20 protein-coding genes are annotated in these 23900 nt (G+C 66.7%); 4 read left to right on the plus strand and 16 right to left on the minus strand.

The features are described 5' to 3' along the window. Positions 1–138: 138 nt before the first annotated feature. The 7 genes from Aple_RS12275 to Aple_RS12305 all read right to left on the minus strand — a co-directional run bounded on the left by Aple_RS12275 (position 139) and on the right by Aple_RS12305 (position 11512). A complete protein-coding gene (locus tag Aple_RS12275) occupies positions 139–3678 on the minus strand; it encodes a serine protease (RefSeq protein ID WP_170321423.1) in 3540 nt (1179 codons plus the stop codon). After that, positions 3678–4004 carry a CU044_2847 family protein gene (locus tag Aple_RS12280; RefSeq protein WP_155344663.1) on the minus strand — a complete coding sequence of 109 codons (327 nt, stop codon included), beginning with the start codon at positions 4002–4004 and terminating at the stop codon, positions 3678–3680. The genes Aple_RS12275 and Aple_RS12280 overlap by 1 nt, the downstream gene beginning before the upstream one ends. Before the next feature lie 200 nt (positions 4005–4204). After that, positions 4205–4594, minus strand: a complete 390-nt coding sequence (locus tag Aple_RS12285; RefSeq protein ID WP_155344664.1) for an integrase core domain-containing protein — start codon at positions 4592–4594, stop codon at positions 4205–4207. A gap of 202 nt (positions 4595–4796) precedes the next feature. Beyond that, positions 4797–5957 carry a cutinase family protein gene (locus Aple_RS12290; RefSeq protein ID WP_170321424.1) on the minus strand — a complete coding sequence of 387 codons (1161 nt, stop codon included), beginning with the start codon at positions 5955–5957 and terminating at the stop codon, positions 4797–4799. Next, positions 5948–9208, minus strand: coding sequence for a WD40 repeat domain-containing protein (locus tag Aple_RS12295; protein ID WP_155344666.1), 3261 nt, complete (start codon positions 9206–9208; stop codon positions 5948–5950). Before Aple_RS12295 ends, Aple_RS12290 begins: the two co-directional genes overlap by 10 nt. Continuing rightward, on the minus strand, positions 9205–10458 hold the full coding sequence (locus tag Aple_RS12300) for a hypothetical protein (RefSeq protein WP_155344667.1): 1254 nt from the start codon (positions 10456–10458) through the stop codon (positions 9205–9207). The genes Aple_RS12295 and Aple_RS12300 overlap by 4 nt, the downstream gene beginning before the upstream one ends. Positions 10459–10498: 40 nt before the next feature. After that, a complete protein-coding gene (locus tag Aple_RS12305; RefSeq protein WP_170321425.1) occupies positions 10499–11512 on the minus strand; it encodes a tRNA nucleotidyltransferase/poly(A) polymerase family protein in 1014 nt (337 codons plus the stop codon). 411 nt (positions 11513–11923) lie between these two features. On the opposite strand from Aple_RS12305, the gene Aple_RS12310 reads away from it, so the two are divergent. Next, positions 11924–12730, plus strand: a complete 807-nt coding sequence (locus tag Aple_RS12310) for a hypothetical protein (RefSeq protein ID WP_155344669.1) — start codon at positions 11924–11926, stop codon at positions 12728–12730. Positions 12731–12855: 125 nt separating this feature from the next. On the opposite strand, the gene Aple_RS12315 is transcribed toward Aple_RS12310, so the two are convergent. Both Aple_RS12315 and Aple_RS12320 read right to left on the minus strand, forming a co-directional pair. Continuing rightward, positions 12856–13143: a hypothetical protein gene (locus tag Aple_RS12315; RefSeq protein WP_218038274.1), complete on the minus strand. Its 288-nt coding sequence runs from the start codon at positions 13141–13143 to the stop codon at positions 12856–12858. A 356-nt stretch (positions 13144–13499) separates the two neighbouring features. Next, on the minus strand, positions 13500–13664 hold the full coding sequence (locus Aple_RS12320; protein WP_174889815.1) for a hypothetical protein: 165 nt from the start codon (positions 13662–13664) through the stop codon (positions 13500–13502). A 215-nt stretch (positions 13665–13879) separates the two neighbouring features. On the opposite strand from Aple_RS12320, the gene Aple_RS12325 reads away from it, so the two are divergent. After that, complete coding sequence (locus Aple_RS12325) at positions 13880–14344, plus strand: nitroreductase family deazaflavin-dependent oxidoreductase (RefSeq protein ID WP_170321426.1); 465 nt, start codon at positions 13880–13882, stop codon at positions 14342–14344. Between the two features lie 56 nt (positions 14345–14400). Next, a complete protein-coding gene (locus Aple_RS53185; RefSeq protein WP_155344671.1) occupies positions 14401–15333 on the plus strand; it encodes an SDR family NAD(P)-dependent oxidoreductase in 933 nt (310 codons plus the stop codon). A gap of 50 nt (positions 15334–15383) precedes the next feature. On the opposite strand, the gene Aple_RS12335 is transcribed toward Aple_RS53185, so the two are convergent. From Aple_RS12335 to Aple_RS12355, 4 genes are all read right to left on the minus strand, one after another. Then, positions 15384–15560: a hypothetical protein gene (locus Aple_RS12335; RefSeq protein ID WP_246264403.1), complete on the minus strand. Its 177-nt coding sequence runs from the start codon at positions 15558–15560 to the stop codon at positions 15384–15386. Positions 15561–15938: 378 nt separating this feature from the next. Then, positions 15939–17126 carry a glycosyltransferase family 4 protein gene (locus Aple_RS12345; RefSeq protein ID WP_155344673.1) on the minus strand — a complete coding sequence of 396 codons (1188 nt, stop codon included), beginning with the start codon at positions 17124–17126 and terminating at the stop codon, positions 15939–15941. 72 nt (positions 17127–17198) lie between these two features. Beyond that, positions 17199–18056 carry an SGNH/GDSL hydrolase family protein gene (locus tag Aple_RS12350; protein WP_218038275.1) on the minus strand — a complete coding sequence of 286 codons (858 nt, stop codon included), beginning with the start codon at positions 18054–18056 and terminating at the stop codon, positions 17199–17201. Positions 18057–18067: 11 nt separating this feature from the next. After that, positions 18068–19258 (minus strand): glycosyltransferase, encoded by a 1191-nt coding sequence (locus Aple_RS12355; protein WP_155344675.1) that lies wholly within the window; start codon positions 19256–19258, stop codon positions 18068–18070. A gap of 326 nt (positions 19259–19584) precedes the next feature. Between Aple_RS12355 and Aple_RS12360 the strand changes: the two genes are divergently transcribed. Further along, positions 19585–20382, plus strand: a complete 798-nt coding sequence (locus tag Aple_RS12360; protein WP_170321427.1) for a PHP-associated domain-containing protein — start codon at positions 19585–19587, stop codon at positions 20380–20382. Between the two features lie 100 nt (positions 20383–20482). On the opposite strand, the gene Aple_RS12365 is transcribed toward Aple_RS12360, so the two are convergent. The 3 genes from Aple_RS12365 to Aple_RS12375 form a co-directional block, all read right to left on the minus strand. Next, positions 20483–21415: a lysophospholipid acyltransferase family protein gene (locus Aple_RS12365; RefSeq protein ID WP_155344677.1), complete on the minus strand. Its 933-nt coding sequence runs from the start codon at positions 21413–21415 to the stop codon at positions 20483–20485. A 331-nt stretch (positions 21416–21746) separates the two neighbouring features. Then, positions 21747–22172, minus strand: a complete 426-nt coding sequence (locus tag Aple_RS12370; protein ID WP_155344678.1) for a hypothetical protein — start codon at positions 22170–22172, stop codon at positions 21747–21749. Positions 22173–22387: 215 nt separating this feature from the next. Next, positions 22388–23809, minus strand: a complete 1422-nt coding sequence (locus Aple_RS12375; RefSeq protein ID WP_218038276.1) for an AAA family ATPase — start codon at positions 23807–23809, stop codon at positions 22388–22390. Positions 23810–23900: the final 91 nt, after the last annotated feature.

The following is a 23900-nucleotide window of genomic DNA, read 5'->3' on the forward strand; positions in this document are numbered from 1 at the left end:
AAGGTGATTGTTTCCCACGCCAAGGACATCACCGAGTTCGGCAGCTGGCCCGAGTACCTGGACGACCTGGGAGGTGAACTCCGCCCGATCACGTCAGCGGATGCCGGACCCGGCCCGGAGCGCCGGGTGAGTGACGATCTACGAGGGAAGCCTGGTAGCGTCCTGCCTCTCCAATTCGGACAGCACAACCGGATCACGGCGAAGTTTGGCGAGCGACAAGCTGCCCTGGACCCGATCGATTTGAGAAAGCGTCGTGGCGGCCGTTATTCGTTTGGCCGGTTCAATGTTGCTGTCGACGCAGATGGCGTCAAGCAGCGAGATGGCTTTCTTGCGGTCGATGGTCGCGAGTTCGAGTGCAGCGCCGGGCGCCTGAGCGCTGGTGTGATCCTCCGCTATTCCCACCAGGATGGGCTTGGCTCTCGCTGGATCGAGTTTGGCCAGGGCGCCTAGCGCAGGCAACCGTGCCCGGCCCGTCAGGTCATCGCAGAGGGCGGTCAACAGCGCGATTCCTCGTTGGCGGTCGTACCGCGCGGCGCTCTCGGCGGCCTTCAGCCGGGTCGCCGGTTTGAGCTTGCCGTCTTTGACCAGGCGGGCCAGGCACCGCAAGCCCATGCGGACATCATGATCCGCGGCGTGTTCAGCCGCCTGCCGCCTTTGCAGACCGGTTAGCTGATCGTCTCCCACAATCCGATCGAACGCCTGTGCGCCTATCTCAGAACCCCACCCGGCTGCCGCCTCGGCGACCGCGACGCGGGTCTCGTAATCGAGGGCTTGGTCCGCCGCCATCGTGGTCAGGATGACACTGGTGCTCGGGTCGACCACCATGAGCTCATCGATGGTCGCCAGCCGCAGATCGGGTGCCACGTTCTGGTCTTCAGCGATCGATCGGAGCAGCGGAACTCCTCTGCCGGGCTCTTCGCGATTAATCGCCTTCGCGGCCCTCAGGCGCGCATCGGGCGGTGCCAAGGCATCGAGGCACAGCTCTTCCAGGATGCTTATACCCGCCCATTTGTCGATCATCAACAAGACCGCGCCGCACTCCGCACGGGTCGCCGCGGAGACCGTGGTATCGGCCGTGAGTCTTCGCATGAGGTCCGGTAGTTCCTCGTATCCGGCGTCGATCAAGGCACGGGCTGCCCGCAAACGTGCGGCATCGCTGAGACGGTGATCCCGGACCAGTTGAGCGAACAGGCTGACGCCGACTTGCCGGTCCGCGCCGAGCAGGTCGCTGGCCGCGTCGATGCGATACTCGTCGGGCACATCGCTGTTGTGGGCGAGGAACGCCAAGGCGACACGGCCCATTGAGGGATCGTGCTCATGCAACACTCTGGCTGCTCGTAACTGCACGTCGAACGCGTGCGGATCGTGGATCAGCCTCTGCAATGTCAGGATGCCCCGCGCGCGGTCAATTCTCGCGAGAGCCGTGGCCGCCTGATAACGCCGCCACCGGTCGGCTAAGGGGCTCACCGCTATGGACTCGAACTGCTCCGCCGCACGTTCAGGATCGAGATCGATCAGCGCATCCCTGGCGTCTGTCCAGCGCCGATCATTGGCGCCTATGGCGAGCATCGCGCAGAACGCCGCGCACGTCTGGGCGAAGAGGTCCTCGGGCAACCGTACGCCCTGTCTGACCAATTCGGCGAGGAACTCCGCATTCGCCTGGCGATGGGCCCGGGTGAGCAATCGGCGGAGAGCCGGCCGCAAGTCGATTCCCTCCTGTCCCCAGATGGCGGCCAGAAACAATTTCACCTCGAGGTGGGACCAGGGCCATTTCTCCTGAGGGAAAAATGGCCGATGGCCGCGGAACCGACCGGGCTTGCGAGTGGTACGTGCCACGTGGCAGGCCGCCAGGTACTCCTCGATCGTGTGGTGGATGAACACGAGCCGCCCTCGGCGCTCAACGAGGAGGCCAACGAGCTGCAACGTCTCGGTGACCAGCGCGGCCCAGCTCTCGCGCGGCATCGTCGGCGGCGGCGCCTGCATGGCCGGGTCGGCGTGACCGAACTGCCGATTGTGGGCAAGCTCTTCCATGCCGGACCGCAACTCGTCGAGGAGACGCTCGGCCGCCTTCTCAGCCTCGGCACCGTACGGCATGGCCTGCTCGCGTAGCTGGCGCCGGGCTGCACCTTGGACGCGGGCCTTGTCGAAGAGCCGCTCGATGAAGCGCTCGTACAGCTCCGCCCTGCTCATGGGGAGCCTCTGGCGTGGATCCGCAGCGTAGACAACGCAGATCATGGTCGCCTGGAGCGGAATGTGGGCGATTTGGCGCAATCGGCCGCGTTGGAGTTCGGCAACGAATCGGGCGGCGGATTCGGCCGGGTTCGGGAGTGCCAGCGCGGAGAACCAGAGGGTGGCGAAACGTTCCAACTGATCGTCGGTGAAAGGTTCGATTTTGAACGACGGCGCGTCATCGGTAGCGATCGGCATATGAGTGAGCTCGGGAACGGGCCGGCTGGCGACGAGGAAGCGCAGATACGGGGTGTCCTCGCGATTTCGATCGACAGCCTTGAGCACACGGGTTCGCGAACGCGTGCCGATCACCTCGTCGAGACCGTCCACCAGAACCAGCCAGGGGACGCCCGGCAGGGGTTCGCGGGAGAACAGGTCGGCGAGCCCTCCATCGGAGAGTTCGGCACCGAGCTCGTTCATGACACCGTCGGCGAGAGCGCGGTTGAACGGTTTCCTGCTGAGCAACGCGGAGGCGTGGATGGGGATGGGCACGTAGGGAGCGCTCTCACCGTCCAGCCATGTGCTTGCCGATCGATCAGTCAGGTGGCGGAGCAGACTGGACTTGCCCGCACCCGGCTCGCCGATGATCTGCGCCCCCCGATGATGACGCAACACCTCATCTGCGGTGACCACGTCGGACTCGTCGTCTATCGCGGTGGCCTGCTGCCGGAGGTAGACGACATTGAGCGGCGGCGCATCGCGCAGGGACAAGGGGTACGGGTGCTCGCGGGCAGCGCCCCTGATGGCGCGCAGGTAGGAGGTAAGCGCTGCGCCGGGGACGCGGAGTCCAGCCTCGCGGAGCTGGTTGTCCGACATCAGCCGGTGCCAAGCCCGGTTCACTCTCGCTGAGCGCTGAGCCTTCGCCACCTCTGGAAAACTGTCCAGCACGTCGGCGGAGGTCACCATGTAGATGACGGGCGTCTCCTCGATGAGGCGGCTCATCCGGATCACCCCACACACGCACCCGGTGCGCCAGTTCAACGCCGGGCTGCCGCTGTGGCCTCGACTCGCGCGGCCGTGCGAAGCACGCAGCAGCCGGGTGCCGTCGCTACGCACCGACGGTCCTTCGACGCGCAGACTGACGGAGTCGCCCTCGCGGAACAGCCCGGTGGGGTAACCGTACGTCCACAGCTCGTCGCCCGGTTCGGCGCTGTCGTTCAGGCAGATGACGGGGTGCTCCAACCCGTCGGGAAGGTGGAGCAGCGCGAGGTCGGACCCACCCTCATAGGCGGGACGGTAGTCGTCGCGTGTCACGGCGAGCGTGACTGCCCGTCCGGCCCAGGTGGCGTCGACCTGCGACCGTAAGATCCGGCCCTCCTGTCCAATGACGTGGGCCGACGTCAGGACCCGGCCAGGCGCGACGAAGAAGCCCGTCCCCTCGCCGACGTTGCTGGTGAGTTTCAGCGTGGCTTCACACAGAGCTGCGCGGAGCCTGGAACGTTCCGCCATCACGTCTTCGTACGATCCCATTCGAGTGTCACCTTCAGAGCGCACTTCGCGCTGCCCTTGCCGAGGATGGCGACGACCTTGCCCGTCTCGACCGCGAGTTCGCAGCCGAATTCGACCGAATACTTGGTCGCTTCACTCGGTGCGAGCGCGGTCCGCAGCTGATCGGCGAGCCCGCTGAGAGCCTCGGTGACCTCGTCGAGGGTGCCGTCGATCGCCGCCACTAGTGTGGAACCCGCCAGTTCCTCTTCCTCGTCGAATCCGCCCAACTGGGAGGCTTCTACGTAGAGCGCCACCCCGGTCTTCGATCGCAGCCGGACCAGTGTCATCGCTACCTCAATCTTGAGTACGCGCGGCTCCTACCGCATATACAACGACCAACGAGCCAAGAGGACGCGATGTCACCGATGACAGGATTGGCGTCTCCTCCATCACGACTCGCTGCCCACCCTGTGCCGTGCCAATAATCATGTAGTGCCTCTGACCTGGGATGAAAATGATCGCGAAGCTGCCCGCCAGTACTGATTGATCAGGCCCCCACAGCCTTTCTCCGACGAATCAGTGCAGTCATATCGATCATTCGGCCAGATTCGCCCAGGGGCGGCATCTGATCTCGGGACTGATGCGGACGATGGTCGTTGTAATGCCGCTCGAATTCGGCGAGCACACAGCGCAGATGCCGCTCACCATAGATCAACACATGGTCCAGGCACTCACGCCGTAGCATCCGGGCAAACATCCGCATAACAATTCGCCCGCGGCGCCCGGGCGGAGTCTTGATGATCCGTACGCCGTCGGCGAGCACCTGGTCGAAGACCTCGGAGAATTTGCCATCGCGATCTCTGATGAGGCAATTGAACCGGCCAGCACGCTCCCCCAGTTCTATCAGTATGTTCCGGGCCTGCTGCGCGGTCCACATCCCGCTGCCCGGTCCGGCCGCGGATGAGCGACCTGGCGGCGCGGTCCCGCCACCTCATACCGCAGTGTCGGCACACCACAGGCGTACAGCGGGGACCGCGAAGCGGCGCGGAGCCCCGGTCGGCCTGATCTGCGTGGCACAGCCCTCCTGCCTGGCAGGAGGGCTGTGGTCAGGCCGAGCGGGTGCGGCGGCCACGTGCAGGTCACTCGTAGAGCACGGAGTCCAGGAACGTCGCGCCCCGCGCGGTGCCGCCCCTGGTGTACTGCCCATGGGGGCATGACGCCACGTCGCGGAGACATTTCTGAAGCGGCTTGAGGTCATAGATTAAGGCTTTACCCTTCTTCGGATCGCAGACGATGTCATCCGGAATGCAGAAACCCTGGTACGGAAGGATGTCCTGGTCGTAGGGGCTGAGATCGAGCTGGTAGGCGGAATTGATCTCACCCGCCCGGAAGGCGATACCGGGACCGACCGAATACTTGTCCGGCCATTGCGGATCGCCGTACACCTGGACGCCGCGAACAAGTTCGTACACCTCTTCCCAGCCGACCTTCCCGGCCCGCTTGGACAGGTACTCGTCGATCACCCACGCGCCTTCGGAGTACCCCACGAGACCGAACTTCGTGGTGGAGCAGTAGCGGCGCCATTTCGCGATCTCTCGTTCGAGCCGGGTCACCCCTACATCTACGGCGGCGGCCATTTTGCGCATCGGCCTCAGCAGCCCGCCACGGCCTTTGAAGAGGTCCAGCGGATCGGTCGTCGGGTATCGCAGCATGACCGTTTCCAGAGCCGGTCTGTCGCGCTTCACCGCGAGGTCCCGTACCCGCTTCAAGGTGTCGCGGACGATGCGCGAGTCTCCGTACCCGCTGTCGTTGGGACCTTCTCCCATTCCGTGTACGCCTATCACCTTGACAGCGCAGTCCGGTTCGTCCCCGGTCTGTCCCCCGCGCGCCGGTCCCTCGACCGTGAACCAGGCGTCCGCGCTGCCGCCGTTCCCGATGACCGCCCATATCCTCAGCTGCCCGGCGGGGGCGTTACCAGGGATCGTCAGCTTGATGGTGAACTCGCCTTGCGCGTCGGCGCGGGCTGTGACCTGTGCACCAGGCGAGGCGTCGGTTCCGATGGGCACCGTCCAGTCGTTCGGCCAGCCCTCACCGGCCACGGTGACCGTGGTGCCGGGCGGGCCGCTGACGGGGTTGATGGTAATGGTCTCGCCTGCGGCCGCCGCAGGCAGCGGCACGAGGATCGCCAGGAATAATACAAATATGCTTACTAAGACATAACGATGTTGATACCACATATCGGACACCTGCCTTTGAGGTTGGGAAAGAACCGGTGAATCGTGGGCGATGCTCAGGGGCACACCTCCCCGAACGGTTCTCCTGGCACGTACCTGCGCCATTCCTCCCGGGTGAGAGAGCGGCCGGCGATGGCGCAGACGGCCCGGAATGGGTCCTTCGGCATCGCCACGTTCCACAGCAGGACACGCCCGTCCTCGCCTGCGGAGGCGAGGATCGTGCCGTCCGGGCTGAAGGTGACGTCGGTGAAACCTTTGCCGTGGCCGCGGAGCGGGCCGCCCAGAGGACGGCGGGTGGCCACATCCCACAGGCGAGCGCTGCCGTCACCGGCTCCGGTGGCGAGGATCGTGCCGTCCGGACTGAACGCCAGCCCCCACAGCGAGGAGCCCGGTACTCCGATGGGATCGCCAACAGTCTCATGGGTGGCGGGATCCCAGAGTTGGACGGTGCCGTCGTCCTGGGCCGCGGCGAGGACCTCCCCCTCCGGGCTGAAGTCCACATTATTGATGGCGTAACCGCCCTCCAGCGGATCGCCGACCGGCTGACCGGTGGCGGCATCCCATAACCGGACGGTGATGTCGACCCCGGCAGTGGCCAGGGTCCGCCCATCCGGGCTGAAGGCCACTGCATTGACGTAGTTCACCGGGCCCCAGTGACCGAGAAGGGGACTGCGGATCGCCCGACCGGTGGCGGCGTCCCAGAGGCGGGTGGCGCCGTCGTCTCCGGATGAGGCGAGCAGATGACCGTCAGGGCTGAAGGTGACATCGAGCACGGCGCCCAGGTGCGCCATGATCGGGGGGCCGATCGGCCGTTGCGTGGCCACGTCCCACCGGCGGATGGTCCGGTCGTTGCCCGCGGTGACCAAGGTTCGCCCGTCCGGGCTGAAGGCCACCGTGTTGATCTGGCCATCGTGCCCGTTCAGCGGGTCCCCGACGGGAAGGCGCGTGGCCGTGTCCCAAAGCCGGGCAGTCCCGTCCCAGCTCCCGCTGGCCAGTATCGCTCCATCCGGGCTGAACACCACCTCCGCGACAAGGCCGGCGTGCCGACTGAGCGGCTTGCCGGCTGGGCGGAACAGACTGAGGTCCCACAGCCTGCTGGTGCCGTCGGCGCCCGCTGAGGCGAGGGATCCGCCATGTGGATCGAAGGCCAGCGCGATGACTATCGCGGTGTGTCCCCGCAAGGGGTTACCCACTGGTTCACCTGTGGCGATGTCCCATAGCTGGATGGACCCGTCGCTGCCGGCGGCCGCGAGCGTCGCGCCGTCCGAACTGAACGCCGCCTGGGTGAAAGCCGTGGCGGGGCCCTTCAGCACCTTGCCGATGGGACGGCGGGTACGCACTCCCCACACCCGCATGCCGTCATCGCCGACGACGGCCAGCCGCTTGCCGTCACCGCTGAACTCGACTGTGCGGCCGCCGCTGAGTGGAGCACCCAGGCGCCGGCGGGTGCTGAGGTCCCACAGCTGAACGGACGCGCTCTCCCCTACTGTGGTCGCCAGCGTCCTGCCGTCACGGCTCAACGCGACCGCCGAGGAGCCCCGGGGAATCGTGAACGGCTTACCGCTGGGACGGCGCGCGGCCACATCCCACGTCCGAACGGCGCCATCCCGGCCGGCGGTGACCAGGGTGGCCCCGCCACGATCGAAAGCCACCAACGGCACAGTACTGCTGCCATGGTTGAGCGGACCGCCGATCGCCGTCAGGCCTGGCACAGTCCACAGCCGGATGGAGCCGCGATCGTCGCTGGTCGCGAGCAGGTCACCACGCGGGCTGAAGGCCAGCCCGTATGCGGAGAACCGATCGGTATCGGAGCGGCTGCCGATCACGCGACGAGTAGCGGCGTCCCACAGCTGGATAGCGCTTCCTCCGCCGATGGACGCCAGCGTTGAACCGTCCGGGCTGTAGGCCACCCCGTGGACGATGAGCGGATGCCACTGCAGAACCGTCTCAGCGGCGGTGGCGGTCGCCGCGAGCATGCCATAGCGGGCCTCGTCCGTAGGGGCGAATCTCCACGCGGCGGCGGACAGCAGTCCCGAAAGGACAGGATCCCGCTCCAACAGTTCGTCGCTCCGCTGCGAGGTCTGCCGGGACATGACCTCTTGCTGGTGCGCGCCTACGGCTTGCTGCCGATTCAGTACGGCGAGACCGGCGATGATCAGCACAACTACGAGCGGGGCGACAGCCCATTGGGCGATTGGCCGGAAATCCGGGCGACGTGCCTTGTTCGCGGCGATCGCCCAGTTCGGAGCCGGAACGATGAGGACGTCCCGGCCAGCCTCGTTGGCCTTCTGCTCGTCCACGGTGGGCACGATCACACGAGCGTTCCCGCCCACCGCCTCCAGTTTCTGCGCGTACCCTTCGACCGACTGGAGATTGCCCCAATCGTCGATCCTCCCGACGACGGCGTTCGTGCCCACCAGCCGGAAAACCGCCGGATTGCGGTAGAACGGCCGATGCCGTCGCCGTAATTCGTCGATCATTACGGCGAACGCGGCGCCGAGCGATTCGCCGACGACAGTGCCGATCGGCCCGTCTTCGGCTTCGATGGACCAGATCACCGTCCCGGTGACCGCCTTCCCCGCCTGTGCCCAAGCGCGAGTCAAGGCCAGCTGGAAGTCCTGGTCGGCGGTGAACAAGGTCATGCGCCTCGGGTCGGGCACCAAGCCCGGCGGCCATGAGGGAATCAGGGTTCCCGTAAGCCGTGCTTTCAGACCTCGGCTGCCGAGGTTGAACAGCACGTTCAGGCTCGCGCTCGGCCCTTTCCGTGGGGAGAAGCCGGTCAGGAACCGCAAGGTGACGGCGACGGTCAGGGCGGTGCCCGCGCATCGCCGATCGTCGTTGACGAAGGCGGACAGGGTGGCCAGCTGCCGGCTCAGCCCTTGATGATCCTCTGGCTCGGCCCAATCGAGGGTCAGCGGTGAGGTGTGCGCGGCCATGCACCACTGAAGGCTCGCCCGCAGGTAGCCGTCGTCCGGATTCTCTTCGAGCAGGCTCCGCGCCAGTCCGGCGGCGCTTCGCACCGCGTGCACCGCCGACGAGCTCCCGTCCGTGAACGGCGGGCCAAGCCTCCTGATGAGGTTCTCATCGGAGATGGGGTAATCGGCGGGCAGCAGTTCGTCGAGGAGGACATGCAGCGGCGTGTTCTCCTGGTGAAGAAGTCGCAGCGCGTGGACGTCGCCGGCCGCCACCAGTTCTCTGATCAGCCCGGCCAGCGGTTGCGCCGGGCCCACCAGGTCAGCGCAGATTCTCTCGATCTGCCCGGGTGTGACGGGGACATCGCCGTACAGGAGGCCCCTGGCCGGATCGTCGGTGCTCAACGGGGTTCTCCGGTCGCGCGGGCCACCATCGAGCGCAGCACATGACCGGCGGGCATGGCGGCAGCGAGGTCCTGCCAGGGACGCAAGGCCGTACGTGTCCTGACCGCCAGCAAGGAGCGTTTCATATCGTCTTCGGGAAGGAATCGTGCTTCGGCCGTGCCGATCGGCGGTCCCGCCAGCCCCACCTCGTACTCGACCTCGGCGCCGCCTGCGGCCAACGGAATACTGATCGCGCCCGCCAGGCCGCCGGGAACACGCTGCAGGGGGACAAAGTAGGCACGTTCGCCGTCGCCGCCGTGGACGTCCAGCGGTAAGACCATTACATGATAGGGATCGATCACGGGGGCCGGGTCAGCTGATGCCAGGCCGGCCTCCACGTCGATCTCCAACCGGCCGGTGTCGGTGACAGTCAGATCGATGACGAACGGGTCTTGGTAGATCCGCCGCGTTTGCCTGCGGATACGTCGCCGCGTGTCGGCGGCGGCCGGCAATCTGGTAGGCAGGTGCACGGACCCCTCATCCCGGGCCCCGGTCCCGCCCTCCGGGGCGAGGCGTTCGGATGCCTGCCTGGCCCAATAGGCCAGAAACGGATCCCGTACAGCGAGTTCGTCCATCAGCCCGCACAGGACCTGGCGAGTCGAGAGGGGTACGCGTGGCACTTTCGCTTCCAGCAGACGCGTGCACAGCGCTGTGCGACCGACCCGGACCGCGAGGTCGTCGCCCGCGCGCAGTCCCGCGCCGATCTGATCGAGAGCCGCGGTGAATCGTGATCCGGCGGGGGCGAACCAGTGTCGCAACCGGACATCAGGGCTGGCCATGCCTCCCCGGAGTGCGGCGATCACCTGCTCGGCGAGTTCGGAGACCAGGTGCCAAGGCAGCGTATGGAAGAGTTCCGGCAGCGGGAGTCCTTCGTCGGCGAGGCGCGACAGGAGCAGATGCCGCAGCGCGAGGTCCTCTCCGCTGATCACATCCAGGTCGCCGGCGTCCAGGTCGGCCTCAGGCCAGCGCCCCTCGATCCGGTCGATGATCGCCAAACCGGCCGCGGTGACGGGTATCGGCCGGCTCGACTCGGTGAGCTCGACCACGGCGTGACCGGTCGACTGGTGGACAAGGCCGAGGGCGCCATAGCCGAGGTCGAGTTCGACACGACGCCGCTGCCAGCCCTGCGTGAACCACGGCAGATGACGAGCGTCGGCGCGTTCGTCACCGTCGTTGACGTCCCCGAAGGGATCCCACGGTACGATTCCCACCTCGGGTACCCGTACGGAGACGACCCAGTTGCTGAGCGGTTTATGCGCCATCGTCGCAGCCGTCGCGCAAGAGGTGGACCAGACGGTCGGCGGCGGACCCGAGCCTTTCCGCGACCTTCACAGCTTCGTCCCGGTGCTCTTCCGGAACACAACGCCGCCACATCCGATGCAGCCGCGGCCACCGGTCCTCTGGTATCCGCTCGGCGAGATTGGCGGGAAGGGAGCCGACCCACGTGGCCATCTCGGTCATATCAGCGTCGGGCCAGCGAATCTTGAACTTCAGGCCACGCAGGATGACCTGGGCCCGCTCCACGGCGTCGTCGTCGAGGTAAATCGGGACGATTTTCCTGGGCACCGCGCGGATATGTTCGACACCCCGTCGTGACGGGTCGATGATCAGCTGATGGTGAGGATCATAGTAAACACCGTTGACGGTCAGGTCACGGGTGACGACATCGTCGATCAGATCTCCGCCCGAGGCGGGAAACCGGAATCCCGTGAGGCTCAACGATTTGTATTCCAGCAGCCGCGCCGCGTCCACATCGGCAGCGACCGAGAACACTCGTCCGGGCGAAATCCTCCGGACATGATCGCCGAGCCCGGCGAGCGTCAATAATTCGTCAGCGGTCTCGTACAATTCTCCGAGTAACATGGTGCCGCAGAAGTCGAGGTCATTGACCGGCTGGCCGGCGTCGGCGATCAGGTCGCGCACGGCGCCGCCGACGAGCCAGATCGAGTGTCCGTTCTCGACGATCGTGTCGATCAGCGACCGGACGAAGTCGCCGTCCGGTGACCATCGCGGAATCGCCTGGTCGACGGCGGCGGGGAAGTGGGCCGCGATGTCGGCAGCCGAGGCCAGATCCTCCTTCCGCAGCCGATGCGCGGCGTGCGGGCCATTTCGTTCGACCCGCACGCCGGTTTCCTCGTCCGTGGCGCTTGGCAGCGTCCGCGGCGGCGGCTGATCGCACTGCTCGTCCCCCGGAAGCAGAAGCCGGTCGTTGCGCCTGCGGAAAGGTTCCGGCTCCGGCGCGAACCCGAAGCCGAGAACGCGCATTCCATTGACATGATCGCCCTTTGCGAGAGGCCCGTTGCCCGGTCGTTCGTACCGCGCGCGTAGATCGTTAACCGCGGCGGGCTCCGCTGACGACATCACCATTGACATCCCCCATCAACCCAAAAGCACTAATATCCGGCTATTTACAGACAACAGCCTCACCAAGGGCCAGTTCTTTCCCGTCACTTTCGGAGGCCGGAGCCTATTCGGCCGGTGCGTCGCAGATGTAAGCTAAGCACCGGTTTGTCGCTGATGCGTCGCATGCGACTAGGAGGTGCGGCCATGCCCGACGATCATGTTCTTGACAGCACCAGGGCGGCGGGACGAGTCCTCCGCGACTTACTCCTGAATCGCAGGGAATATCGGACACGGTGGCAGCGACACCAGCAAAGAAGACCGTCAGCGAGTGCCATGAGCAGGCAGGCCATCGCTCTGGTGATCGCCAACTACCTGGTGGATTCGGGGATATTCCCTGAATCGGAGACAAAACTGGACCGCAAGCTGAAGGACCGCGTCGGCCGCGCACTCGACGGCAAAGTCCTGAGCCCGGAAACGCTCAACTGGTTCATCGAGGCGTTTCATCTGACGCCAGATGACGAGCAGATGTTACGTGAGGCGCACACCACAAAGAAGGTCGTCACCAATGTTCCGCTGGTGAACACCCTGCGGGTCCGGCAACCACTGCCCATCCCACAGCGGCACCGGACCATCATGCTTTTCGAGCGCCGGATAATCGACGCAACCGGGCGCGCCACCACCCATCACTCCGCGCACACGATCGTGGCGTGCGAGGACGGCGTCGACCACTACCCGTGCTTTCTGTCCCCCAGGACATCCGACATCGTCGTCATCCACGGCGGGCACGTCTCGGCCGGACCCGACCACGGCGCCGATCCACGGATCATAAAGATCACGCTATCCACGTCACTGCGCGAGGGAGACAGCACGTCTTTTGAATACCGCAGCGAATTCCACCGCGAGAAAGGCATCGACACGGAATATCGGCGGGTGGTCAACGCGCGGACGCAGAACATCGATATCGTCGTCAAGTTCCATCCGCGCCGACTGCCGAGCAAAGTTTGGTGGGCCGCCTGGGACGACTACCAGGCCGGAAACGTGGTGGAACAAGAGCCGGTGACACTCGACCTGGAACATCGCGCGCATCGTTTCCTGCCGTACATGGAAAACGCCGCGGCTGGCTTCCGCTGGGTTTGGTGAACCGCAGGACTGTCGCCGCGGAACCCCTGCTCGACCGCGTCACGCCGGAGTGCTCCAGGTCAGCGATCATGCCTCGCCACCGAGGTGTTCCAGGTACTCGGCGAGCCGTGCGCCCGCCGAAAATCTTATCCACGCATCTCAGGCGACAGTAACCGGATCCGGCGCAGGACCTCTCGGGGCAGCGGCGTCAACAGAGCGGCCAGGAAGGCCCGGTCCTGGGGAGCGAACCGCGCCCTGTCTCCACTCAGCTGCCGCTCCAGAACGGTGATCTGGTGACGCAGGGCAAGGATCTCGACGTCTTTGTCCCGATCGCTCATCGGCAGCAGCCGCAGCGCGGCCGCGTTGAGCCTGGGACTGACCGTCGTGACCGCGAGTCCGGCCGCGGCCGCCCCGAAATGCGGCCTGACCGTCACCAGCCTTCACACTTACGACCAGGCGTACAAGTTGGAGGTCGCATGCGGGCCTTTCATGGCGCCGGCGGAATGGCATCTGTACGGCGATGAGATCTTCGCCACGGTTGTCTACAGGACCACCACCGGAGCCGTACTGGACCGTACGCACTGGCCGTACAGCTAGGGCATGGTGCATCTGCTCGCCGTCACCCGGCACAGCACTGCGAGATGCCGAAAATTCATCCGTGCAGGTCAAGCCGCATGTTGCGATGAGCCTTGCGATGTCGCAAACGACATCGCAGCGGCTCCAGTACTTTGCGGATGATCAAATGCGCAGCGCAGATGGACGAATGCGAGGCTCTCCTACTCACGGCGGCTCAGCTCAAGCAGCGGAAGGCCGAGGAGCGAGCCCGGCGGCGGCAAGAGGTGGCCTCCTCCAGCGGGGCGTCAAGGCCCTTCGCCAGGAAGATGTCCAGCGCGGCGGCGTGCAGCTTCGCCACGTTCTCGCGGGCGTCCCGCCGCACGCTCTTCGATCGAGCCATGTCCGTCCCGTCACAATTTGAGGGTGCCCTCAAAGTTGGTGCGAGAGTCTGACTTTGAGGGCGTACTCAAACTTACCGGAAGGCCGTGACCGCAGCGCCGGCGTCCGAAGGGTCCTCGCACGAATCGGACTCCGCCTCGACGGACGCATGAAGGACCAGGCCGTCACACGACGGCGACTCCGATCACCTGACCCGATTGCCTGGAAGGCATGCCCATGGCCCGCAAACGACCGAGCCTCGCCCAGCGCGTCCTGGCTGCCCCGACTCTGCTCTACCGCGCAGGGCTGGGATGGCTCATGACCGAGCGGTACCTGATGATCGAGCACACCGGCCGGCGAACCGGACTGACACGACGGACCATCGTCGAATGCCTGCAGAAGACGCCGGAAGGGGGCGTGATCGTCGCATCCGCCCTCGGGACGAAGGGCGCGTGGTTCATCAACATCACTGATTCCGGCAAGGCGCGAATTCACCACGGACGCCGACGCTACGACGCCACCGTCAAGGTCGTTCCGCCACACGAGAAGGCAGCTCCGCTCACCGCGTTCTCGGCCGCGCACCCCACGGCCGCGCGTCTGTACGCCCGCCGCTTCCGAGCCGCCGGTGAGCCCGGGACGACGACGCTCGCCGACTACCCCGACCAAGTCGTCCTGGTCGAGTTCCGACCGGGCCGCGGCTAGCGCACACAGCCGCTCGCAATCCTCACCACCCACCCGCCCAGTAGGGAGATATACCCATGTCTGTCATCGCCATCGTCGGAGCCGGTCCCGGCCTGGGAGTCGAGATCGCCCGCGCATTTGGCAAAAAGGGCTTCACGGTCGCCATGGTCGCCCGCAACGCCGCGAAGCTCGACGCGCTAGCGGCCGGACTCCGGGCCGAGGGCATCGAAGCAGCCGGATTCCGGGGCGACATCGGCGAGCCCGACACCATCACCGAGGCGTTCACCCTGATCAAGGAGCGGTACGGCGCGATCGACGTCCTCGAGTTCTCCCCCGCCGATCCGACACTCGGCGGCGCCGGGGTTCTCAACGTCGACCCCGCGAACCTCCAGCCACAGATCGACTTCTACCTCAACGGAGCCATCCACACCGTCCGGCAGGTGGCCGCCGACATGATCGCCGCCAAGTCAGGCACGATCCTCATCACCACGGGCGGGGGCTCCATCACCCCGGTTCCCGCCCTCGCCAACATCAACATCGCCGCCACCGGGCTGCGCAACTGGACGCTGAACCTCCACAACGAGCTCAAGCCCCACAACATCTCAGATCAAGGTCTGCTTCGACCAGGCCACACGCCGTTTCTCGTACATGTCGCAGACCGACGACGGTTGCCAGGCGCGCCCGACCGCCCGCGCCGCCATCCTGCACGCCCTCAACCGCACCCTCGGCCGCGGCGGCCTGATCCTCACCTGCCGCACCGACGACTACGCCGACACCGTCACCGCCGCCGACACCGCACTGACCAGCGGCCCGGGCTCGATAGGAGTGGTAGAGCGTCGTGGAGTTACCTATTCACTGTTAGCTACCTGAATCGACGCAGGATACTGCCCCGTAACCTGATGGCGTTTCTCGATGACGCCCATCGGCTTGGCCTACTCCGCGCTGTCGGCCCGATCTATCAATTCCGCCATGCCGACCTCCAAGACCACCTCGCCGACCAGCCCACCTAACGTCCTCGACCAGGACGAACACCCAGACCGTAACGGTGAGCTGCATGTGATCAATCCGTCCGTTGGCCGCCAACCATGCCGATGCGCTCGTGGCCCGCCCACGCGGCGGCTCGCAGCTCGAACGTGCGGATCTTCCCGGAGGCGGTCTTCGGCAGCGCACCGAACTCGACCCGATCGGGAACCTTGAAGGCCGCGAGCCGGCCGCGGACATGCTGCCGCCTCCTCATAGTCATCGTCCGCGAACAGGCACAACGCCATCAGCAGGTAGACGACCACATGCGCCGGGAGCTTCCGCACCCGCTCCTCGCGGCATCCGTGCAGCTCGATCGCCTCATCCAGAACCTGCCGGGGGCACCAGCGACGTCAACGCCCCCAGCCCCACCAGATCCGTCAACCGGCCCGACACACCGACCTTGATCCACTCCGCCACCCGGCGGACGCTACCAGCGCAAACACCTATCTAAACGACATTGCCCCCGATGAGCGTTCCCGCCCGGCATCTCAAGGCGCATCCGGGGCACACGAGCGCGGAAAGCGCTGCAAAACAATGACAATCAGCGGAAGCCATAGGGGCAGGTTATCCATGAAGGGGTGGGGGAGTCAGATCAGCGCCTCCTGGTCATCAGGTCTACGACATCAGCGCGACTCCGGTGAGGCCGCAGCCGGCCCGGCACCGGCACCTTCGAGGGACCCTCATCCCCTCCGAGGACCGTCTCGTAGTGCTCGACGAGCCGCTCGCAGATGGCAGTCCACGTGCTGGCCTGCACGGAATCCCGGGTCTGCGCGCTCATCCGGTGTCGCGCGGCGGGATCCGCCACCAGGTGCTCCACCGCCTCCCGCATCAGAGCCGGCGATTCCGGCGGGTAGAGCAGACCGTTGTGCCCCGGCCGTACGAGGTCCAGCGGGCCGCCCGCGGCCGCCGCGACGACCGGGACTCCGGCCGCCAGCGCTTCCTGCACGGCCTGGCAGAAGGTCTCGTTGGCACCCGTGTGCACGAACACATCGAACGAGGCGAGGATCCGCGATAGGTCCTCGCCGGTGCGTAACCCGCAGAACACCGCGTCGGGGAGTCGGCGGCGCAGCGCCGGCGCGGCCGGGCCGTCCCCCACGACGACCAGCCTGACGCCCCGCAGGCCCGCCAGCTCGGTAAGCAGGTGCACGCGCTTGTCCGGAGAGAGGCGGCCGACGTAACCGACGATCACCTCGCCGTTCGGTGCCAGCTCCCGCCGCAGCCGCTCCGAGCGGTGGGCCGGGTTGAAACGGTCGAGATCCACGCCGCGGCCCCACAGCCGCAGCCGGGGAATCCGACGCTCGACCAGCTCGATCATCGTCGCGGTGGAAGGAGCGAGCGTGCGGGCCGCCCTGCGGTGGATATGTCGCAACCAGGACCAGATCATCGCGTCCATCCCGCGCACGCCGTACTGCCGGGCGAAACCGGCCAGGTCGGTCTGGAAGACAGCAACGGCGGGTACGCCAAGCTGGACGGCGGCGGCCACGCCCGCCGCTCCCACGACCGTGGGGGAGGCCAGATGTATGATGTCGGGCCTGAACTCCTTCAGCACAGTGCTGATCCGCCGGCTCGGCAGCCCCACCCGGAACGACCGGTAGAACGGCGGTTGGAATGCCGGGGTGGCGTGGACGGGGAACCCGGCGTAGGTGCCCGGTTCACGGCACGGGGCGATCACGGTCGCCTGGTGGCCCCGGTCCGCGAGATGCTCCAGAACCCGGCAGACCGAGTTCGTCACCCCGTTGACCTGAGGGAGAAAGGATTCGGAGACGATGGCGACTCTCATGCGGGTCTCCCTTGGTCGTGCCGTTCGGTGAACGGATCTGCGACTGGCGCGATCGCGTCCGTGGGTGGGTGCTCATGCCGGGGGTAGGCAGATGCGGCGCAGGACGGGCTCCAGTTCCTCCCGGAACCGGTCATCCAGCACGGTCGTCCGCCCACGCACGGCGTGCCAGGCCTCACTGAGGACGAGCGCGCCAAGCCGGGGCAGGAAGTCCCTCGCCCGTCGGACGATCCAGCCGGTGCCCTCGACCGCCATCCAGCGGGCGCTCGCCCACGCCGTGGCGCTCGCCCCGGATGGTTCCTCCTCCGGCATCGCACGGAAGGGGACCCCGCGACCGGCCAACTCGGCGGCGAACAGCCGGGCCAGCAGATGGTGGCCGCGCACGCTTGGATGCAGGCGGTCGACGCTCCACATCCGGCGTTCGTACAGGGCGGGATGGGCGGCCAGGTCGACGTGGACCGTCCCGTACGTCTCCGCCAGCCCATCAAGGATCATGTTGATCGCGCGCATCCGTCGTGTGAGCGGTCGTCGTACGAGGTCGGGGACGCCGAGCATCAGGCCGGGGTCGGGCAGGCGGGCGGTGAGGACGGTAGCGCCCGTACGGCGTAATCCGCCCACCACCGCCTCCAAGTCGTGGGCGATCGCGGGCAGCGAGAAGTCGCCCCGCAGGGTGTCGTTGACTCCGGCCAGCACAGAGGCCAGCGTCGGCCGCAGGGACAGGGCCCGGGGAAGCTGGCCGGTGGCGAGATCCCGGCAGGTCGCCCCGCTGTGCGCGAGGTTTTCGAATGCCACCTGCTCGCGGGGGCCGAGCGCATCCGCCAGCAGCCGGGCGTAGCCCCGCCAGCCGCCGCCGGGCAGCGGGTCGCCCAGCCCTTCGGTCACCGAATCACCAAGCGCGACCAGTCGCGTCGTCGTCATCGTCAGCTCTGCCATCGCCGTCGTGGTCACTGTCGATCTCCGATGAACACCGGGAGCTCCGGGGGGACAGGCAACTCGTGAGCCTGCAGGAACCCGGCCGCAGAGGAGGGCCAGCCGAACCGTGTCGCCTGGCGGCGGGCCGCGGTGCGACGGTCCTCCTCGTCGCGGGCCAGCAGCCGCTCGATCGCGTCCGCGTACGCCTCAGGACCACCTTGGACGGCGATCCCCGCGTCACCGATCACCTCGGGAAGGGCGCTGTGCGCGGACACGACGACGGGCGTTCCGGCGGCCAGGGCCTCCAGTGCCGCCAGGCCGAACGTCTCGACAGGTCCGGACGCGATGGCGACATCCGCCCCGGCCAGCAGGCGTGCGACCTCGTCACGGTCGGCGACGTGCCCGAGGAACCGGACCGGCAGCCCGCCGGCCAGCTTTTCCAGGGCGCGCCGTCGGGGGCCGTCCCCGGCGACCACGAGCACCGCCGGCACGCCCCGGCGGCGCAGCTCCCGCAGCGCCAGGATCGGCTGGTCCGGCCGTTTCTCCGGGGAGAGCCGGCTGCAGTGCACGAGCAGGTGCTCGCTGGGGCCTGCCAGTGTTCGCCGCAGCGCCGGATCGCGTCGGCTGGGGGCGAAACGGGTCAGGTCGACGCCAAGCGGCACGCGAACAAGGTTGGGCACACCCAGCCGCCGAAACTCGGCGGACGCCCAATCGGTGGTGCAGATCACCACGTCGAACGAGCCGGCGGTGGCCAGGTTGAGCCGGTCCGTCAACGTCCGGATGAATGGGGCCGGCGGGCCGCCCGGGTCGCGTACGGCACCGCCGATGCCGGGGAGGCGGGGAGTGAACAGGCGCAGCAGGCCGTCGAGGCTCTCATGCGACACCATGGCGGAACGGACACCGCGGGAGCGCGCCCAGCCGCCCGTCCAGCGGAGGGTCGTACGGTCCGACACCTCCAGCCGGTCGGGCTTCAGATCGTCGAGCAAGCGGACGAGCGGTCGGCGGGCGGTGATGACGCGGTATCCACCGGTGGCCGGCACGACCGGCCCAGGCACGGTGACGACCAGCCCGGCCCGGGTCTCCCGGTGTCCGGGACGATCGCCTGGAACGACCAGGACCACGTCGTGCCCCGCGGCCGTGTAACCGGCGCCCAGCTCTTCAAGGGCTGTCCGGAGGCCTCCCGAGCGAGGAGTGACGAAATTGGCCAGCCTTACGATCCTCATGGTCCATCCGGGCGTTGGGAACGGTCACCTGCTCCGATCGTGGACAGGACTGCCGCCTGGACAGATAACCCCGTATGGCCTGATCCCCAACCTTCTCCAAATACAGCTGTCGATTCCGTCATGGCATGGGACGGATGAGGCAGGAGCCGTCTTGATCAAACGGTGCCGACGATGGTTTCCGCTGGTGATTACCATGCGCGACATCGGTACGAGCACACCATGGGGGTGTGCATGAGTGACTCCACCGCTCCGTGACTGACCGGGGAGCGATGGCCCAGGCCGAGCCACGACCGCCGCCAAACCGTGCCAAGTCTACGATTTGCTATGTGAACGACGAGACGGGCAGCGCGCCGGGAGACGATACGACGCTGGCGGCTGCCGGTATTGGCCGGGCCGACCTTCATATGCATACCAACTTGGGTGACGGCTGGATCAGCCCCGCGCGGTTGGTCCAGACGGCGATTCTCAGGCAGCTCACGTTGATCGCGGTAACCGATCACGACCATGTCGAGGGTGCGCGGCGGGTCGAAGAACTGCTGTCCGAACAGAACTGCACGGTGAGGATGATCACCGGAGTTGAGGTCTCGACCCGTCACGGTCACCTCCTCGGCCTCTTCGTCAAGAAGGCGCCCAGGCCGCTGCGCCCAGTTCAAGAGAGTATCGATGCCATCAAGGAGCAGGGAGGCCTGGTGGTTGTGCCGCACCCCCTCGGGATGCTGGTTCCAAGCCTGAGCCGCCGGAGGATCGATTCACTGCTGGCCGCGGGGTACGAGATCGACGCGATTGAGACGTATAACCCCAGTCCGGCTAACTCGGCTCAACGCGCCGCCGTGCGCTCGGCCAACAAGGACTGGGGCCTGGCCGAGATCGGTGCGAGCGACGCGCACTTCTGGCAGCACATCGGTGCCGCCTACACACGCTTCCCCGGAACCGCACCCGATGATCTGCGCCGAGCCATCATCGACCGCACCACGCGAGCCGGTGGCCAGGACCAGCGGCCCGCCCGCCTCAACCCGGCCGTCTATGCCGCACAATGCGCCTGGAGCTGGTTTGTGGATCCTCCGCGCCGTATGATCCGCCGACGCCGCGAGTCCCGTGTCGAGAACCGGGCTCACGAAGGTTGATCCCGGTGCCGTCACGCACCTTGCCAGGCTCGGCACTGGTAGAGGCGCTGGCCATCGCGCTATGCAGACCGGCACCGCGCCCGCCGCTTCTATGTGGGTTCTATATGGCAATCGCCTTGGTGGCATCCGCTTCGGGTGCCTCCACATCGGCCGGCCAGAACCGGCGGAACATGAACCACTGCGTCGGGCAGTGCCGTACCACCTCTTCCTGACAGGCGAACATGTACTGCGTCAGGCGCTGTATCTCCTGCGTTCTCTCCGTGTGGTTGCTCACCGCGCGCGGGAAAATCGGCGGGAACGCTCGAATGTAGAAGCGATTGCGGGGCGCGTACCAGACATATCCCGGCACGATTGACGCGCCCGATTTGACGGCCAGCGTGGCCGAGCCGGCGGGCACGTAGGTCTTGTGGCCGAAGAACGTCACCTCCACGCCCCGTTCCCTGGTCACCGGTCGGTCGATGACGATCGCCACCGCTCGACTCGCGACGAGTTCCTGCATCACGCGGCGGACGGCACCCGACACCGGGATGATGTCGACGCCTTTCTCTCGTCGATGCCCTTGAAGGAGGCTGTTCAGCCGCGGGTCCTTGAAAGTGTCCGCAACAGCCGAGAGCGGGACGTGGCGCGCGGCGATGGCACCGGCTAAATCCCAGCTTCCAAAATGCCCCGTAGTGATGATCGCCCCCTTGCCGGGTGCCATCGCCAACCGGACGCATTCTTGCCAGGTCATGCCTTTAGTCAGATCCTGAGTGCGCGCATCGACATCCAGCATGTCCATGTAGGGCAAGCAAATCAATGATGCCGCGGTTCGGCCGTAGTTGCTCCAGGAACTCAGAGCGGCGCGCTTGACGCGAGGGTCGGAGGCGTGCAGATCCAGGACCTTGGCCATGTTCTCCCGGGTTACCAAGCGCTTGGAGCGCCACCCCAGGTAGGTCACCGAAGTAGCGGTTGCGGCAAGCCCGTGCCTCACACGTCGCGGCGTCTTACCCGCAACGGCAATGCCGGAGCGCGCAAGCCAGTATACGGACGACACTGTTCGGTCTCCCTACGTCCACCCAATTCCATCATCAAGACGGAGACCGAAGCAGACAATGCGGACATCTGAAACCTGCATGACCAGGCGGTTAATTAGATGGGTGAACCTCTCTGGTCTTAGAAGGTGGACACCGCGCCTGCGCCTGGCTGGCTTTCTGCGCGACCAGGTCGACGCACTTTACTGGCGTGCGACTTTCTCGAGGTCGGCACCTTGACCTGGGGGGATGCGAGGCGGACCGGCCCAACCATCCACCAGCGCGCTGCCTCCCATCCGGGCCATCGTCAAAAACGGCCACCGGGCATGTCCGTCCCCAAAGCGGGCGGAACCATCATTTGAGCCGGAACACGGGCAGCGGGTCGCCCTTGACGTCGATCCGCTCCAGGCGGCCGACCTCTGCCGGCAGCGGAGGCCAGTCCCGGTAGGGCAGGTACGCGAGCCGCCAGATCCAGTTCACCCGCGAGAAGAGAACCTCCCGCCAGCTGAGCGACACCCGTTCCCCGAACGCGATCCCGACGACCGCGTACGGCGTCGCCACAATGAGAATCGCAAGCACCAGGGACGTCAGATCGTCACCCGTGGCCGACGTCCTGCCCACTGCGAGCCCCACCACGAACGGCACGCCGATAATGGCCAGCCAGATCGCGGTCGCCCGGATGCGCCGGGCCAGCCGGGAACGAGGGGGCCGCTCGTCCGGCCGCAGCGAACGACGCGGAATGTCCTTACTCCAAAACCCTGACAGCGGCTCCTGCTTCACCGAACGCTCCTGCTGTCCGTGGCCATGCAAAAGTGGGCCAGACCCACACGCACTCGGCCGTTGACAAACATGGCAGACCATCATGCCGTGGCGACAACATCCCCTTAGGCTGCTTGACGACCATGGGAGGATCCCGCGCTGCTGCTACACCCATCTACGCCAGCGCCCACCCATTCCCTCTTCCCATCCGCGCCAGAGCCTGAGTAACTCATCCATCAGCAGGTAGGCGTCAGACGCGTCGGAGTGCGCTCCTGCCGGGCGGGGGCGCCGCCGAGGAGGGCCCGGGTGAGGGCCTGGGCGTCGCCCGACATGGCCTGCAGTGCACTGTCGAAGTGGTCGTCGGTCAAAGCCCGCTCCCCCGCGCGCAGCGCGATCAGGACCACCCGGCGCAGCAGCTCCTTGACGAACGACGCCGTCACGCCGTCGGTGGCCGCGACGACCTTCGCGACGTCGGCCTCGATCGCGCGGTCGCGGGCGTACAGGCGGATCAGCCGCTCCCGGGCGTCGGCGTCTGGCTTGGGCACCTCAACCGCGAGGTCCACCCGGCCGGGCCGCTGCACAAGGGCCGTCTCGAGTGACTCCACCCGGTTGGTGGTGAGCACGAACGTGACATCGACGTCGCCGGCGATCCCGTCCATGGCGTCGAGCAGCGAGAACAGCAGCGGCGACGTCTCGTGGTGACTGCGGTCCTCGGCGATCAGGTCCACATCCTCGATCACCATGACCGACGGCGCGAGCTTGCGCGCGAGGGCCACCGCGTAGTCGACGTACCGCATGGCCGGGCCGGTCATCAGGATCGCGGTGTGGTCCTTCAGCGCGCCGATCAGGTAGCGCGTGGTGTGGGTCTTGCCGGTGCCGGGCGGACCGTATAGGAGCAGACCGCGCCGCAGGTGCTGGCCTGCCTCCAGCAGCTGCCGGGCCTCCCGGGCGATGCCGACGACGTGCTCCTCGATCGCCTCCAGGCGCCCGGTCGGCAGGACCACCTCGTCCTGGGTGAGTTCGGGGCGCGGCAGGAAGGTCAGCAGCTCGTTCTCGCGGTGCTCGCTGAAGCCGAAGCTGAGCACCTTTCCCCGGAACGGGTCGTGCTCGCGCTTGAGCCGGTCCACCTCGTCCCGTACGGCTCCCGCTGCCGCCCGGTCGGCCGCGATCACCGTCATCAGGCACAACTTGCTGAAGTCCTCGCGATCGCTGATGCCGAGGATCACCGGCGTGCCGTCGGGAGCGTACGTGGCGACCATGCCGAGCTGGAGGACCTCGATGGTCGCGTCATGGTCCACCGGCGCGGTGCCGTAGTCGGGCAGGCCGAGCAAGCGGCTGCCGTCCCGCATGGCGCCGAGCAGCATGTTGATCACGCTCTCCCAGCGCCGTTCGCCGCCGACGACCCCGAACCAGCGCGCGTCCGGCGTGTGTGCGCGCAGGTAGCGGTCGGCGCCGGTCTGCAGGGCGACGTGCTCGTAGAGGCGGTACTTCTCCTCGACCACGACCACGTCGCTCAGCGGGCAGCCCAGGTGCTCGGTCACCTTGGCCACCAGCGGAGAGCGGGCGTTGTCCTCGGTGATGCGCTGGGCAACCGCGTCGTACACCTGGCGCAGACTCTCGGCGAGGGCCCGCGCGTCGTGTGGCTCGATTTCCGTCACCTGTCCATGGTGCGCCACGCAAGGAAAGTTTGCGCAGTATCGGCAGACGAGGCAATATCCACCAGCACCGCTTCCAGAGGCTTCTTCGTCC

Origin of the sequence: Acrocarpospora pleiomorpha (assembly GCF_009687885.1) — a bacterium.
Lineage (GTDB): Bacteria > Actinomycetota > Actinomycetes > Streptosporangiales > Streptosporangiaceae > Acrocarpospora > Acrocarpospora pleiomorpha.

Bases quoted from the DNA above. Each gene is read 5' to 3' on its own strand.
- Aple_RS12345 (WP_155344673.1), bottom strand. From the start codon at position 17,126: ATGAGAGTCGCCATCGTCTCCGAATCCTTTCTCCCTCAGGTCAACGGG.
- Aple_RS12320 (WP_174889815.1), bottom strand. From the start codon at position 13,664: ATGGCTCGATCGAAGAGCGTGCGGCGGGACGCCCGCGAGAACGTGGCG.
- Aple_RS12335 (WP_246264403.1), bottom strand. From the start codon at position 15,560: ATGAGGAGGCGGCAGCATGTCCGCGGCCGGCTCGCGGCCTTCAAGGTT.
- Aple_RS12325 (WP_170321426.1), top strand. From the start codon at position 13,880: ATGGCCCGCAAACGACCGAGCCTCGCCCAGCGCGTCCTGGCTGCCCCG.
- Aple_RS12310 (WP_155344669.1), top strand. From the start codon at position 11,924: ATGAGCAGGCAGGCCATCGCTCTGGTGATCGCCAACTACCTGGTGGAT.
- Aple_RS12305 (WP_170321425.1), bottom strand. From the start codon at position 11,512: ATGCGCGTTCTCGGCTTCGGGTTCGCGCCGGAGCCGGAACCTTTCCGC.
- Aple_RS12285 (WP_155344664.1), bottom strand. From the start codon at position 4,594: ATGTGGACCGCGCAGCAGGCCCGGAACATACTGATAGAACTGGGGGAG.
- Aple_RS12275 (WP_170321423.1), bottom strand. From the start codon at position 3,678: ATGGCGGAACGTTCCAGGCTCCGCGCAGCTCTGTGTGAAGCCACGCTG.
- Aple_RS12280 (WP_155344663.1), bottom strand. From the start codon at position 4,004: ATGACACTGGTCCGGCTGCGATCGAAGACCGGGGTGGCGCTCTACGTA.
- Aple_RS12355 (WP_155344675.1), bottom strand. From the start codon at position 19,258: ATGAGGATCGTAAGGCTGGCCAATTTCGTCACTCCTCGCTCGGGAGGC.
- Aple_RS53185 (WP_155344671.1), top strand. From the start codon at position 14,401: ATGTCTGTCATCGCCATCGTCGGAGCCGGTCCCGGCCTGGGAGTCGAG.
- Aple_RS12350 (WP_218038275.1), bottom strand. From the start codon at position 18,056: ATGGCAGAGCTGACGATGACGACGACGCGACTGGTCGCGCTTGGTGAT.